The organism is Rhodococcus sp. AB351, assembly GCF_049538275.1.
Lineage (GTDB): Bacteria > Actinomycetota > Actinomycetes > Mycobacteriales > Mycobacteriaceae > Rhodococcus.
This window is the reverse complement of the sequence record NZ_JBMVFW010000001.1, coordinates 1,122,138-1,135,954: the sequence shown is the minus strand read 5'-3', so window position 1 is coordinate 1,135,954 and position 13,817 is coordinate 1,122,138. Positions and strand designations below refer to the sequence as shown.

Below are 13,817 nucleotides of genomic sequence, written 5' to 3'. Positions count from 1 at the left end.
ATCCCCGGGAGACACACGGTCTCCCGGGGATCCACATTTCGTCGGCCCGTCCGTCAGGCGTTCAGGGCACGCAGATCCTTCCGAAGGATCTTGCCCGCAGAGGATTTCGGCACCGTGTCGATGAACTCGACCTGCCGGACCTTCTTGTGCGGCGCGACCCGCGCGGCCACGAAGTCGATGACCTCGTCCTCGGTGACCGTCGAATCCGGCTGCCGGACGACGAAGGCCTTCGGGACCTCCTCACCCTCGTCGTCGCGGACCCCGATCACCGCGGCGTCGGCGATCTGCGGGTGCGTGAGGAGCAGGGCTTCGAGTTCGGCCGGCGGCACCTGGTAGCCCTTGTACTTGATGAGTTCCTTGAGCCTGTCGACGATCCGGACGGCACCTTTCCCGTCGACGGTGGCGATGTCACCGGTGTGGAGGAAGCCGTCCTCGTCGAGGGTGTCGGCTGTGGCCTCGGGGTTGCCGAGATAACCGGCCATGACGTTGGGCCCCTTGCACCACAGTTCGCCGGGCGCCGAAACGCCGTCACCGGTGGGATATTCGACTTCTTCGCCGGTCGCGGGATCGACGATCTTGCATTCCATGTTCGCGATCGTCGGACCCACCGAATCGAGCTCGGTCTCGTTGTCCTCGAAGGGGATCGCGTGCGACACGGGAGACATCTCCGACATGCCGTATCCCTGTCGGACGTTGCAGCCCAGGCGCTTCGCGACGGATCCGGCGAGTTCCTTGTCGAGCGGTGCGGCCCCGGAGAAGACCGTGTGCACGCTCGACAGGTCGTACCGGTCGACGAGGGGGTGCTTGGCGAGCGCGACCGCGACCGGCGGCGCGATGAACACGTACGTGCACTTGTGTTCCGAGATGTAGGTGAGGAAGTCGACGAGATCGAACTTCGGCATCGTCACCAGCGACGCGCGGTTGTACAGCGCGGCGTTCAGCAGCACCGTCATGCCGTAGATGTGGAAGAACGGCAGCAGTGCGAGCACGCGGTCGTCGGCCGCGATGCCCATCCGCGGGGTGATCTGGCAGACGTTCGCGACGAGATTGCGGTGCGTGAGCATCACGCCCTTGGGTCGGCCGGTCGTGCCCGAGGAGTACGGCAGCACCGCGAGGTGGGTGGCCGGATCGAACTCGACGGTCGGAGCCGGGGAGCCCTCGGTGAGCAGGTCGCGCAGGGACGGATGGCCCTCGGCGCCGTCGAGCACGAAGAGCAGCTCGTCGGGGATCCCGGCGGCCGCGGCGGCCTCCCTGGCCTGCGGCAGGAACGGGGAGACCGTGAACAGTGCGGCGGCCCCCGAGTCGTCGAGCTGCTTCGAGATCTCACCGGCCGTGTAGAGGGCGTTGATCGTGGTCGCCGTGGCACCGGACCTCAGTATGCCGTGGAAGACCGAGGCGAAGGCCGGCACGTTGGGTGCGAGCAACCCGACGACCTTCCCGACACCGATGCCCCGGGCGGCCAGCGCTCCGGCGACGGCGTCGATGTGGGCCACGAGCGTGCGGTAGTCCGTCACGGCGCCGGACGAGCCGTCGATCAGTGCGGGTCGATCGAGCTCGGACTCGTCGAGCGAACCGAACAGGAAGTCGTAGACACTCGATGCCGGGATGTCGACGTCGGGAAAGGGACTGCGGAAACTCATTACTCATCCTCCGAGCATTCTGCCGGCACGCCGTGCCGACTTTCGGTCGAGTTCACACTACCGCAGCGGTTGTGAAGCCCGTCACACGTGCTGTGTGAGGATTGCGAGGATACCGTTCCCGGCGCGATTCGCCTGCCGGAGAGCACGAACCCCGCGTGCGACGGGTCGCACGCGGGGTTCGGAAGCTGCTGGAGCTGCGCTCACGATCGTGCGTGAGCTGCGCTCGCTACGCCAAGAGGCGCTGCGCTCAGAGGTACTGACCGCAGACCGGCCATGCACCGGCGCCCTGTCCGGCGAGGACGTTCTCGGCGACGCGGATCTGCTCCTCGCGCGAGGCGTTGTTCGCGGTTCCCGAGCCACCGTAGGCCTGCCAGGTGCTCTGCGAGAACTGCAGGCCGCCGTAGTAGCCGTTACCGGTGTTGATCGCCCAGTTACCACCGCTCTCGCACTGTGCGACGGCATCCCAGTTACCGGATGCGGCGTTGGCGGTACCGGCACCCAGAGCGAACGGGGTCGCAACGAGTGCAGTGGAGGCAGCGAGGGTGCCCAGGGCGCGCTTGATCGTGAACTTTGCCATGTGGATGAATCCTTTCCGGCTGCTTGCGAGGCCCCCGACGCAATGGGTCCGCCACGTGTGGGCTGGACGGTCGGTGCCGGCAACACGGTGCGGTGCTGACGCACGCCCGGTCGCTCTCTCGCTCCACCCCTCGGCAGGTTGTGGATCCGACAATCCCGCGGGGGTGGAACGAGCGGCTGCGGGGCCGGTGTGTAACGCCCGTCGGTATCGGGCCTACATCGACGGTAAGGGTTCATCACGGCGAGGTCACGGGTCGATTTTCCGGTACGGCTGTGCGAGAAACCGGACCGGCGATCGACAAAACCCCAGGTCGCTTCGCGGGAACGCACCGTTTCCCGGACGTTTCCAGCGGATTTCGATTGTGGTGATGGTCACACGATACGGCCGTGCAGACCTCTCCAACCGGACATGCTCACGGCGCGGTAACGGTGTTCGGCGACGCCGTCACCCGTTCGCTTCGCGCCGATCCTCGGGTTCGTCGTCGTCCACATCGGGTTCGAACGGCGTACCGGTCTCCTCCTCGATGAGGTGACGGAAGGGCTCGAGATTGCGCAGCGGCTCGCCGCGCGAGACCCGCCATTCCCATTCACGCTTGATCGACGTGATGAACCCGATACCGAGGATGATGTTGAAATCGTAGTCGGCCGCCTCGAGGACCTGCCCGAGGACCGCGTCGATCTCCTCGGGGGTCACCGCGTGCGCGGCGATACGTCCCACCAGATAGATGTCGCCGACCTTGTCGAGCGTGTACGCCACGCCGTAGAGGCGCCGGTTGCGGCGCAGCAGGTAGCGGTACACCGATTCGAAGTTCTCGTCCGGCTTGCGGCACACGAACGCCTCGACCCGCACACCGTGCTGTCCGACGCTGAGCAACGTGGTCGTCTTGAGCTTCTTCTCGCCCGGGAGCTCGACGACGAAGTGCCCGCCCTCCTTGACGGAGAACTCGAGCTCGCGATCGCGCAGCGTCGAATCGATCAGTTCGATGAGCCGGTCGCTCATGCCGTGACTCCCCTCGTCCGTCGCAACTTCCACACTCCACGCTGCCGTCGCAGCGAATGCTCACCGGTACCGAAGGTGCGGTTGCGGCGCATCCCGGCCCGCCGATAGCTGTCGAGCAGTCCTTCCGCGGTGTGTTCCCACGAGAAGGACTCCGCATGCACGGGCGCGGTCGCCGCGAACCGGGCGAGACGATCCCGATCACCGACGAGGGAACGCAGCGCCGTCGCCCAGTCGTCGATGCGGTGCCCGTCGACGAGCATGCCGGTCTCCCCGTCGCGCACGGCGACCCCGAGACCACCGACGTTCGCGGCCAGCACGGGCGTGCCGCAGGCCTGCGCCTCGATCGCGACGAGGCCGAAGGACTCCGAATAACTCGGCACCGCAACGAGATCCGCAGCACGGTAGACCTGGACGAGACGGTCGGGCGGCTGCGGCGGGAGGAAGGTGGCCCGCGACGCGATACCCAGTGCGGACGCGAGTTCGATGAGCGCGTCGGGGCGCTCGAGACCCGTTCCCGACGGGCCTCCCACCACCAGGACCCGCAGCGGCATGCCGGGGTCGTCGGCGAGTGCCCGCGCTGCGGCTTCGAGCAGCACGTCGGGAGCTTTGAGCGGCTGGATGCGGCCCACGAACGCCACGACGGTCTCGCGCGGGTCGAGTCCGAGTTCGGCACGGGCGGCCGCGCGGTCGCCGGGCCGGTAGCGGTTCAGGTCGGCGCCCGGAGCGACGACGTCGATCTTTGCGGAATCGGCCCCGTAGATACGTTCGAGCTGCCCCGCCTCGTCGGCGGTGTTGGCGACCAGGCGATCGGACTCCGCGACGACCTGCTGCTCCCCGATCTGCCGGGCCGCGGGTTCGGGGGTGTCGCCCTCGGCGAGCGAGGCGTTCTTCACTGCGGCGAGCGTATGGGCGGTGTGCACGAGCGGCACGCCCCAGCGGTCGCGGGCGAGCCAGCCGACCTGCCCCGACAACCAGTAGTGCGAGTGCACCAGGTCGTAGTAGCCCTGCGGGTGCCGTGCCTCCTCGCGCAACACGCCCGCGGCGAACGCACACAGCTGCGTCGGCAGGTCGTGTTTGTCGAGTCCTTCGAACGGGCCGGCCTCGATGTTGCGGACGAGCACCCCCGGCGCGGCCTGCTGGACGGCCGGATCGGCCGAGGAGGTCGCACGGGTGAAGATCTCGACTTCGACGCCGCGACGCGCGAGCTCGACGGCGGTCTGCAGGACGTACACGTTCATACCGCCTGCGTCCCCGGTTCCGGGCTGCGCCAGCGGCGAGGTGTGGACCGAGATCACGGCCACGCGGTGCGGGCGGCTGGGCTGGGACGTCACCCCTCCATACTGCCCTGCTGCCGATCTTCGCGTGTCGCCGCCTCCGCCGTCGCAGCTCGAGCGAACTCGCCGACCTCCGACACGAACCGGTCGGGATCCTCGACGAACGGACCGTGGTCGACGCCCTGCCAGATCGAGGTCGTGGCGCGGCGCAGCAGCGACGCCGCATGGTGCGCCACGGAGACGTCGACGACCGAGTCGGCGTCGCCGTGCAGGAGGAGAACCGGCACGTCCAGGCCGGCGAGCAGCTCGTCGTTGCCCACCGCACGGTCGAACAGCGCCGCACGGACCCGGGGCGGGGTGGACAGGCTCGCGCCGAACAGGGCCTGCGACACCGCACCCTTGCCTTCGAGGAGAGCGCTGCCCTCGACGACGGGACCGGTGAGGGCGTTGCCGAAGGAGCCGAGCGCACGCACCGCTTCCTTCGGGTCCTCCGACATCGCGGCGGGGATCGCGGCACGCATCGAGGCACCGACGCGTCCGCCCTTCTCACCGCGGCCGATGCTCGTGATGGCACCCACGAGGACGAGGCCGGCGACGGCCCCCGCGCCGTGTTCGGCGAGATAGTCGCAGATCACCAGGCCGCCGTAGGACCAGCCGAGCAGCACCGCCGGGTTCGTCTCGGAGACGTTCTCGGCGGCGAGCACCGCGGCGAGGTCGCCGGCCCACAGGTTGCGATCGGCGTATCCGGTCTCGGGGGCCTGCGAATAACCGTGTCCGCGCAGGTCGACGGCGACCACACGGAAGTCGCGGGCGAGTGCGTCGAGAACCCCGTCGCCCCAGCACCGCGACGACTGCGCCCACCCGTGGAGCAGCACCAGAACCGGTGCCGACTCGGAGCCGAATACGCGATACACGAGGGAGGTGCCGTCGATACCGGCCACTTCACGAACTGCCATGCGCGTCACTCTAACCGTGCCCGCACATGGATCCCGCCGGCACAGGTGACCGCGAGGATGCCCGCGGCGACCGCCACGAGATAGCCGGTGCCGGCATCGGTCCGGTCGATGACCTGTCCCACCAGCGCAGAACCCGCGGCGACACCGACGCCGAGACCCGCGACCGTCCATGTGATGCTCTCGGTGAGCCGGTCGGGCGGCACGATCTGCTGCGTCAGCGACGTCGCCACGATCATGATGGGCGAGATCGCACATCCGGCAACGAAGTACAGCACCGTGAGCATCGGCACCGAACCGGCGAGCAGCAACGGGCACAGCAGGACGGCGAGAGTGCCGGTGGCGACGAACAACTGGCGGGTCGGGGCATTCGAGCCCACCCGGCTCCCGAAGACCAGGCCGCTCAACGCCGAACCCGTCGCGAACAGTGCGAGCGCGAAGGTGGCCGATCCCGGGGAGTCCTGTTCGGCCGTGAACGCGACGGCCGCGACGTCGATCACCCCGAAGACCACACCCATCGCGACCATCACCACGACGATGGACAGGAGGACGGGCATGCGCAGGATGTTCGTCCGCGCACGGCCGTCGGTGTTCGGTTGCACGGGAGGTTCCGTGCTGCGCAGCGCCGCGAGGGCGAGGGTGCCGACGAGCAGCAGGACCGCGCCGAGCAGCGGGCCTGCCTCGGGGAAGACCGCCACGCTCAGGCCCACCGACAGGACGGGGCCGACGATGAAGCACAGCTCGTCGACCACCGCTTCGAGCGCGAAGGCGGTGCGCAGTCGTGGAGTGCCGCCGTAGAGCTGCGTCCACCGCGCCCGCACCATCGCCCCGATCGTGGGCATGAGTCCCGCCGGGATCCCGCAGACGAACAGCCATATCGTGGGCACCTCGAATCGGACGCCGGCGAGCATCGCGAGGGTGGCGACCGCGCTGACGGCCGTCGCCGTGGGGAGGACCCGCCGCTGGCCGTACCGGTCGACCGCGCGGGAGACGAGCGGGGTGAGCACGGCGTACGACAGCGCGAACACCGCGGACAGTGCGCCGCCGACGGCGTAGTTCCCCTCGAGCTGGGAGAACATCGTGACGATGCCGATCCCGACCATCGCGATCGGCAGGCGTGCCACGAATCCCGCCAGGCAGAACGCGGCTGCGCCCGGCGCTGCGAACAACTCGCGGTACGAGCCGCCCTTCTCTCCTGTCACGTACTTCTCGCGTTCTCTTCGGTCAGATCCGGTCCGGTCAACGTTATGGCCGACCGACCGCGCCGGGTGCAGGTACCTCCCGCGCCCGCACATCGCTGCCCGATTCCGCACGTTCCGTGACGGGAACGGCCATGCTGGGTACATCCGGAGAACGGACAGGACGGATCGACGGAACGGAGCGGGCATGGCGGTGCACGAACGACACGGACGGCTCTCACCGAAGGAACTCTCACCGAGGAGTCTGTGGGCCCGCTACCGCGCATCGGGAGCGGATCTGCCCTTCGGGAATCCGCTCGCCGCGCACGGTGTCGCGATGGAGGGTTACTTCTGGCGCTTCACCCAGCCCGGAACCGACCGCGTCGTCATCGCCCTGTGCGGGGTCAACCGTGCGGACGACTCGGCAGGACCGGGCTCGCACTGGGCGACCCTCGGCCTGGCCGCCCATCCCAGGGGTTTCCTGCGCACCGCCGCGCATCCGGTAGCCGCCGCCGAGCCCGACCGGCTCGGCGCATCGGCCGGCGACGTCTTCTGCGGCGACAGCGAACGCGTGTGGATGGATCTCGGCGACGACGCCCGTCTCGACATCCGGCTGTCGGATCTGCGGCCCTGGCCGCGACGCCGCTTCGGCGCGTCGAGCGTCTTCCATTCCGTCCCCGGCCTCAACCAGTACTGGCATTCCTGGCTGCTCGGCGGCCGGGTGGAGGGCCATGCGATCCTCGGCGACGAGAAGTGGGATCTGACCGGATCACAGGTCTACGGCGAGAAGAACTGGGGCAAGGGAGGTTTCCCCGAATCGTGGTGGTGGGGTCAGGCGCAGGGATTCGCCGACCCGCAGGCGTGTGTGGCGTTCGCCGGTGGGCAGGTGCACTCGGGTCCGCTGCGCACGGAGGTCACGGCGGTCGTCGTCGCGTTGCCCGACGGGCGCGTGGTGCGACTGGGCAATCCCGTCACGTCCCCGGTACGGGCGACGGTCACCGACGAGAGCTGGCACCTGCGCGGACGCAATGCCCGCTGGAGCGTGGAGATCTCGGGGAGTTCACCGATCGGAGCGGCGCACGTCCTGCCGGTCCCCCTCCCCGCGGAACGACGGAACGTCGCCGGTTCGATCGAACATCTCGGCGGTCGCATGACCGTGACGGTCCACGAACGCGGGAAACTGGTGTGGGCCGACGAATCGCACTCGGCCGCACTCGAACACGGCGGGCTCGACCGGGCCCGGGCCGAACTCGATCGGCGGGGTGCCGCTGCGGACGCGACGGACGCCCCACCGATCGTGTGAAGCCGGCGGGGCTCCGTCAGAGTTCGGTGCGCTTCATCGCCGCGATCGGATCCGAGAACAACGAGCTGAGCGAGACGACCCCCGCGGCATGGGCCTGCACCCGGTTGCCGAAGCCGGTGATGCGGATGTCCTTGCGCGGCAGGGTGGTCGACGCGGCGAACGCGCGGGCGACGTGCGGGACCGCGGCCGGGTACTCGGTGAAGGCCTGTCCGCCGAGGATCACACGGTCGGGGTTGAACAGGTCGCGCAGCATTCCGACGGTGCGGCCGAGCACCGTGGCCCGCTCGACGAGCAGACCGTGCGCGGCCTCGGATCCGTCCCGTGCGAGGCGGTAGAGCGACCCGATGGTGGCGTCGCGGTCGGTGAGGATGCCCTCGGCCACGGCGCGCTGTACGACCGCCCGGTCGCTCACCGTCGCTTCGAGGCAGCCCGTGCCGCCGCATGAGCACCGCGCCGACGAACCGGTGGGGAAATGCGTCACCGAGCCCGGACCGCCGGCAGGGGTGTGCACCTTACCGTCGAAAGTGATTGCCACACCGGCCGTCTCACGAACGTAGAAGTACAGGCCGGTGTCCTTGGCCTCGGGGGCGTCGCGATCGGGAGTGAGGAGCAGTTCGGAGGCGGCCATCGCCTCGACGTGCGCGGCCACCGAGACCGGCAGTCCCATACCGCCACCGACGATCGCGCCGACCCGGGCGTCGACCCAGCCGAGCCGCGGGTGCGTGACGACGGCGGTGTTCGAGTCCACCCGCCCGCCGAGTGCGACGCCCACCCACAGCGGGGTTCGGCGGTGCCACCGTGCGGCGAAGGCCTTGGCGCTCGCGGTGATCGACGCGAGCGCGGCGTCCTGGTCGCCGGTCGGCGTGGGGACCTCGACGGCGCCGATGATGCGTCCGCGCAGGTCGCTCGCGACGATGCCGGTGGTGACGGCACCGATGTGGATGCCGACCGTCAGGTACCGCTCGTGGTCGACCTCGACGGGAACGCGCGGTCGGCCGACGGCGCCGGGTTCGGTGAGGTCGGCGCGCTCACGCAGCAGACCGGCCGAGAGCAGGGCCGACACCTGACGGTTGACGGTGGCGATGCTCGCACCGGTGACCTTCGCGATCACGTCGCGCGAGACGGGGCCGCGGTTGGCGGCGACACGGAAGACCGACGCCCCGGTACCGTCGGCGATACGCAGGTCCGGCGGAACGATCCTGACCGGGCTCGACACACGGGAGGTGCGGGGACGGACGACCGTCGCACGCGTGGATCCACGGACGGCGGAGCCGGTGGCGCGGCGGGGCGCGGACGACCGCGAGGGAAGGGAAACGGACGGCGAGAGAGTGGGAACCGACACGGCGCTGATCCTTGGCTGCTGATCCGGACGTGATGACCGGAGAACGGGCGGGAGACGATCGACGCACCGAGACCCCGGCGTGGAGAACACGATCGGAGACGGACCCGCACGACGAGGGGCGGGATCGGTGCGGAGTTACTTTCCGCAGCAGCGACAACAGAGTTCGCGCGCCAGAGGCAGCCGTGATCCCAGCGCGGCGGTCACGTAGGTGACCCGCGGTGCGGAGGTGTGGCCGACTGACATGTCGATCAAACTATCGCCCCGACCGCGCCGTGTCCAATCCTCACCGACCCGGTGGGAAACCTTCCCGCACATCCCCGCGCGCCTGCGCGGTCTCCGCCGACACCGGGGCGAGCAGCAATGCCTCCCACGCGTCGACGAGCGCGGCGAGTTCGGCCGTGGTGGGTGATTCGCCCGCACGATGACATCGCGCCAGCGCACCGACGGTGCCGGAGTAGACCAGTCGCAGACGTTGCCCGGCGATGTCGTCGGGCAGCGGCCCGAGCAGGGTCCGCAGCGCGGTGTCGGACCGGCGGCCGCTCTCGGTTCCCGTCGGTCCGGTGACGCGGAAGCACTCGGCGAACCGGTCGTGGTTCGACAGCCGGTCGAGGAAGGCGACGTAGTGGTTGGTGCGGCCGAGCGTGCCGGCCAGGGGGCGGATGATCACCCACAGCAGGTCGCGGACCGAGAGGGTCTCCCGCGTCCGCAGCATCTCGGCGAGAAGCGCTTCCCGCTGGGAGTTCAGGGCGGGCAACCGGTGGGAGAAGACCGCCTCGAGCAGTCCCTCCTTGGTGCCGAAGTAGTACCCGACCACCGAGGAGTTGTGCTGTCCGGCGGCCTTGCGGATGTCGGCGAGGGTGACCCCGTCGTATCCGCGGCGGGCGAAGAGCCGCTCGGCGGCCTCGACGAGCCGGATCCGGGTCTGTTCTCCCGAGCTGTATCGACCGCGGGTGGTGGTCATACGCCGCAGGGTAGCCGCACGGAGGGGACTTCGCAGGCCGGGAGGTGGGGCGTCATCCGGTGCCCGACACTACGATTGCCCCCATGAGCATCTCTCCCGATTCCCGCGTCGCCGTCGTCACCGGAGCCTCCTCCGGAATCGGCGAGGCGACCGCCCGCACGCTCGCCGCACAGGGCTTCCACGTCGTGGTGGGCGCACGCCGACTCGACCGACTGCAGAAGCTCGCCGACGAGATCGGCGGCACCGCCCTCGAGCTCGACGTCACCGACGAGGATTCGGTCGACGCATTCACCACGGTGCTGCCGCGGGTCGACGTGCTGGTCAACAACGCCGGGGGCGCCAAGGGGCTCGCACCGGTGGCCGAGGCCGTCGAGGACGACTGGCGCTGGATGTGGGAGACCAACGTCATCGGCACCATGCGCATCACCAAGGCGCTGATCCCCAAGCTCATCGCCTCGGGCGACGGCCTGATCGTCACCATCACCTCGGTCGCGGCCTTCGAGGCCTACGACAACGGCGCCGGTTACACCTCCGCGAAGCACGCGCAGGCCGTCCTGCACCGCACGCTGCGCGGCGAACTGCTCGGACAGCCCGTCCGTCTCACCGAGATCGCGCCGGGCGCCGTCGAGACCGAGTTCTCGCTGGTGCGCTTCGAGGGCGACAAGGATCGGGCCGACAAGGTGTACGAGGGCATCACCCCGCTCGTCGCCCAGGACATCGCCGAGATCATCGGCTTCGTCGCGTCCCGTCCGTCGCACGTCAACCTCGACCAGATCATCGTCAAGCCTCGCGACCAGGCCAACGCCGGCCGGTTCCACCGCGTCACCGAGTGATCCCGTCACGGTGGTGGGCGCGGCGGGACGCTCGCGTCCACCACCGTCGGTACTGTCCCGGACTATGCGCCAACGACGCCTCGCGCCCGGCCCGCTGCTCGACGACGACGGAGTGCTCGCCGAAGCCGGCTGGAACACCTCCGAGGTCCGCACCTACGACCGGCAGCGGGTCGCGGCGCCGCGGTTCCGCATCAAGGAGTGGGACTACTACTGCGTTCTGTCCGACGGGGTGGACGGACCGTTCGGGATCGCGCTGACCGTCGCCGACAACGGTTACATGGGGCTCCTCGGAGTCAGCGTGCTCGACCTCGCGGGTCGCTCCGAGACCACGGAGAACGCCCTCGTCCCCTTCCCGCTCGGCCGGATGCGCCTGCCGCACACCGCCGACGGCGGCGATGTCGTCGTCGAGCACGGCGGACTCCGCATCGAGTACCACCACGAGGGGCTCTCGCGGCGGCTGATCGTCGACCATCCCCGTTTCGGCGGTGGGCGCGGACTGTCCGGAGAACTCGTGCTCACGCAGCCGGCGGACGACCGGATGGTGATCGCGACACCCTTCCCCCGCGCGCCGAAGGCCTTCTACTACAACCAGAAGATCAACTGCCTGCCCGCGCAGGGCACGATCACCGTGGGTGGGCGCGATCTGGTCTTCGATCCCGCCACCGCGTTCGGGGTGTTCGACTGGGGTCGCGGGGTGTGGACCTACGACAACACCTGGTACTGGGGGTCGGCCTCGGGGATCCACGAGGGTGTGCGGTTCGGGTTCAACATCGGCCACGGCTTCGGCGACACCACCGCGGCGAGCGAGAACATGCTCTTCCACGACGGTGTGGCGCACAAGCTCGACCGCGTGCACTTCCACCTGCCCCGCGACACCTACGACGGGGCGCCGTGGCGGTTCACCAGCAACGACGAGCGGTTCGAGATGGAGTTCGAACCGATCCTCGACCGCGCGGCCGACGTGAACGCCCTGCTCGTGCGGTCCACGCAGCACCAGGTCTTCGGGCGGTTCACCGGCAGTGTCGTGCTCGACGACGGCACCCGGCTCGAGATCGAGAACCTGCTCGGCTTCGCGGAGGAGGTCCGCAACCGCTGGTGACGGCCCGAGCCGTCCGTCAGATCGCGCAGTTCACGGTGACGGGTTCGGGATGCAGACGCACCCCGAAGGCGTCCTCGACACCGTCGCGTACCGTCCGCGCCAGCGCCACGAGATCCGCCGCCGATGCCGCTCCCCTGTTGGTGAGCGCCAGCGTGTGCTTCGTCGACAACCGTGCCGGTGCGTCGGCGGCGGGGAAACCCTTCGCGAAACCGGCCCGCTCGATGAGCCATCCGGCCGACAACTTGGTGCCGCCGTCCGCGGGGAACTGCGGGATCCGCACGTCCTCCCCCACCTTTTCCGCGATGACCGCGAGCACCTGCGGCAGGCGGTCGTCGGGGACGACGGGGTTCGTGAAGAACGATCCGGCGCTCCAGGTGTCGTGGTCGTCGGCGTCGAGCACCATGCCCTTGCTGCGGCGCAGCGCGAGGACGTGCTCGCGGACCTGGTCCGCCGGCCGGCGTTCGCCCTCCTCCGCACCCAGCGCGACCGCGAGCTCCCGGTACGCCAGGGGTGCGGAGGAACCGTCGCTCCGCACGTCCAGTTCCACCTCGAGGACGACCGCCGCATCGGTGTGCTTGAGGATGCTGGTCCGGTAACCGAGACCGAGGGCCTCGGGGCCGACCCACGAGTCCTGCCCGGTGGCGCGGTCGAGCAGGCGGACGCGGCGCAGGATCGAACCGACCTCGACGCCGTACGCCCCGACGTTCTGCACCGGCGTCGCTCCCGCGGAGCCCGGGATGCCCGACAGACATTCGAGGCCGCCGAGGCCGGCGTCCACGGTGGCCGCGACGACGGCGTCCCATTCGGCTCCCGCGTCCACCCGGACGTGGTCGTCGCGGAGGTCGACACCGGTGGTCGCGACACGGACCACGACGCCATCGAAACCGTCGTCGCCGATGACGAGGTTGGAGCCGCCCGCGAGGAGCAGCAACGGCACCCTCTGCTCGTCGAGCAGGCGCACGACCTCGATCAACGACGCGGTGGACGTGCATTCGACGAGATACCGGGCGGGGCCGCCGAGCCGGAGGGTCGTGAATTCCGACAGCGACACCTGCTCGGACACCGTGGCTCCCGTTTCGACGAGCCGGGCCCTGGTACGTGGATCAAGCACCAGCAAACGGTAGCGTGCCCGGTATGGGCAGCCCTATCGACCACACTGCGAACTACTCGTCCCCGCCTGCTGCGGTCCACGCGGCGTTCGTCGATCCGCAGTACTGGCAGACCCGGCTGCGTGAGGTCGGGGGCCCGGGTGCGGCCGTCGAACGCGCCGACACCGGCGACGGCACCATCGAGCTCGACCTCCACCAGGCCATCCCGGCCGAGCACCTGCCGAGCATGGTCACGAGCCTGCGCCCGGGCGATCTCGTCATCCGGCGTCACGAGGCGTGGGGTGCGTTCGCCGACGGTCGCGCCGAGGGCAGGTTCTCGGCCCACGTCGACGGCATGCCCGGCGAGGTCACCGGGGGGATGACCCTCATCGCCGACGGGACGGGTTCGTCCGTCGTCATCGACGGCACCGTCGAGGTGAAGATCCCGTTCCTCGGTTCCAAGATCGAGGGCATGATCGTCGAGCAACTCGTCGAGCTGTTCGACGCGGAGCGCACCTTCACCGAGCAGTGGTTGAACGGGGACCACTCGGCCTGATCGCACGCCCGCGG

At 69.6% G+C, this 13,817-nt stretch carries 13 protein-coding genes; 4 read left to right on the top strand and 9 right to left on the bottom strand.

Going from position 1 to position 13,817, the window contains the following annotated elements; genetic code table 11:
• Window positions 1–53 precede the first annotated feature (53 nt).
• From ACPCXD_RS05230 to ACPCXD_RS05205, 6 genes are all read right to left on the bottom strand, one after another.
• Window positions 54–1,640 (bottom strand): 4-coumarate--CoA ligase family protein, encoded by a 1,587-nt coding sequence (locus tag ACPCXD_RS05230; protein WP_088897059.1) that lies wholly within the window; start codon window positions 1,638–1,640, stop codon window positions 54–56.
• A 247-nt stretch (window positions 1,641–1,887) separates the two neighbouring features.
• Entirely contained in the window at window positions 1,888–2,217 is a 330-nt protein-coding gene (locus tag ACPCXD_RS05225) for a transglycosylase family protein (RefSeq protein ID WP_016693719.1), read from the bottom strand.
• A 444-nt stretch (window positions 2,218–2,661) separates the two neighbouring features.
• On the bottom strand, window positions 2,662–3,216 hold the full coding sequence (locus tag ACPCXD_RS05220; protein ID WP_016693718.1) for a type III secretion system chaperone family protein: 555 nt from the start codon (window positions 3,214–3,216) through the stop codon (window positions 2,662–2,664).
• Complete coding sequence (gene mshA, locus ACPCXD_RS05215; protein ID WP_423658697.1) at window positions 3,213–4,547, bottom strand: D-inositol-3-phosphate glycosyltransferase; 1,335 nt, start codon at window positions 4,545–4,547, stop codon at window positions 3,213–3,215. Before mshA ends, ACPCXD_RS05220 begins: the two co-directional genes overlap by 4 nt.
• The gene (locus ACPCXD_RS05210; RefSeq protein ID WP_229565360.1) at window positions 4,544–5,446 is read right to left on the bottom strand and encodes an alpha/beta fold hydrolase; all 903 of its coding nucleotides are present in this window, start codon (window positions 5,444–5,446) and stop codon (window positions 4,544–4,546) included. Before ACPCXD_RS05210 ends, mshA begins: the two co-directional genes overlap by 4 nt.
• A gap of 5 nt (window positions 5,447–5,451) precedes the next feature.
• Complete coding sequence (locus ACPCXD_RS05205; RefSeq protein ID WP_088897056.1) at window positions 5,452–6,645, bottom strand: MFS transporter; 1,194 nt, start codon at window positions 6,643–6,645, stop codon at window positions 5,452–5,454.
• Window positions 6,646–6,829: 184 nt separating this feature from the next.
• On the opposite strand from ACPCXD_RS05205, the gene ACPCXD_RS05200 reads away from it, so the two are divergent.
• Window positions 6,830–7,924: a tocopherol cyclase family protein gene (locus tag ACPCXD_RS05200; protein ID WP_088897055.1), complete on the top strand. Its 1,095-nt coding sequence runs from the start codon at window positions 6,830–6,832 to the stop codon at window positions 7,922–7,924.
• 16 nt (window positions 7,925–7,940) lie between these two features.
• Here ACPCXD_RS05200 and ACPCXD_RS05195 read toward each other — a convergent pair whose 3' ends face one another.
• Window positions 7,941–9,266, bottom strand: a complete 1,326-nt coding sequence (locus ACPCXD_RS05195; protein WP_088897054.1) for an ROK family transcriptional regulator — start codon at window positions 9,264–9,266, stop codon at window positions 7,941–7,943.
• Window positions 9,267–9,549: 283 nt separating this feature from the next.
• On the bottom strand, window positions 9,550–10,227 hold the full coding sequence (locus ACPCXD_RS05190) for a TetR/AcrR family transcriptional regulator (protein ID WP_088897053.1): 678 nt from the start codon (window positions 10,225–10,227) through the stop codon (window positions 9,550–9,552).
• An 83-nt stretch (window positions 10,228–10,310) separates the two neighbouring features.
• Between ACPCXD_RS05190 and ACPCXD_RS05185 the strand changes: the two genes are divergently transcribed.
• Window positions 10,311–11,060, top strand: coding sequence for an SDR family NAD(P)-dependent oxidoreductase (locus ACPCXD_RS05185; RefSeq protein WP_088897052.1), 750 nt, complete (start codon window positions 10,311–10,313; stop codon window positions 11,058–11,060).
• 64 nt (window positions 11,061–11,124) lie between these two features.
• A complete protein-coding gene (locus tag ACPCXD_RS05180; protein ID WP_160875289.1) occupies window positions 11,125–12,159 on the top strand; it encodes a DUF2804 family protein in 1,035 nt (344 codons plus the stop codon).
• 16 nt (window positions 12,160–12,175) lie between these two features.
• Here ACPCXD_RS05180 and ACPCXD_RS05175 read toward each other — a convergent pair whose 3' ends face one another.
• Window positions 12,176–13,270: a UDP-N-acetylmuramate dehydrogenase gene (locus ACPCXD_RS05175; RefSeq protein ID WP_145693259.1), complete on the bottom strand. Its 1,095-nt coding sequence runs from the start codon at window positions 13,268–13,270 to the stop codon at window positions 12,176–12,178.
• 23 nt (window positions 13,271–13,293) lie between these two features.
• Here ACPCXD_RS05175 and ACPCXD_RS05170 point away from each other — a divergent pair, with 23 nt between their 5' ends.
• On the top strand, window positions 13,294–13,803 hold the full coding sequence (locus ACPCXD_RS05170) for a DUF2505 domain-containing protein (RefSeq protein WP_016693708.1): 510 nt from the start codon (window positions 13,294–13,296) through the stop codon (window positions 13,801–13,803).
• The last annotated feature ends 14 nt before the right edge of the window (window positions 13,804–13,817 follow it).

Coding starts and splice junctions, on each gene's coding strand:
- ACPCXD_RS05220 (WP_016693718.1), bottom strand. CDS start 3,216: ATGAGCGACCGGCTCATCGAACTGATCGATTCGACGCTGCGCGATCGC.
- ACPCXD_RS05225 (WP_016693719.1), bottom strand. CDS start 2,217: ATGGCAAAGTTCACGATCAAGCGCGCCCTGGGCACCCTCGCTGCCTCC.
- ACPCXD_RS05210 (WP_229565360.1), bottom strand. CDS start 5,446: ATGGCAGTTCGTGAAGTGGCCGGTATCGACGGCACCTCCCTCGTGTAT.
- ACPCXD_RS05190 (WP_088897053.1), bottom strand. CDS start 10,227: ATGACCACCACCCGCGGTCGATACAGCTCGGGAGAACAGACCCGGATC.
- ACPCXD_RS05170 (WP_016693708.1), top strand. CDS start 13,294: ATGGGCAGCCCTATCGACCACACTGCGAACTACTCGTCCCCGCCTGCT.
- ACPCXD_RS05180 (WP_160875289.1), top strand. CDS start 11,125: ATGCGCCAACGACGCCTCGCGCCCGGCCCGCTGCTCGACGACGACGGA.
- ACPCXD_RS05185 (WP_088897052.1), top strand. CDS start 10,311: ATGAGCATCTCTCCCGATTCCCGCGTCGCCGTCGTCACCGGAGCCTCC.
- ACPCXD_RS05230 (WP_088897059.1), bottom strand. CDS start 1,640: ATGAGTTTCCGCAGTCCCTTTCCCGACGTCGACATCCCGGCATCGAGT.
- ACPCXD_RS05200 (WP_088897055.1), top strand. CDS start 6,830: ATGGCGGTGCACGAACGACACGGACGGCTCTCACCGAAGGAACTCTCA.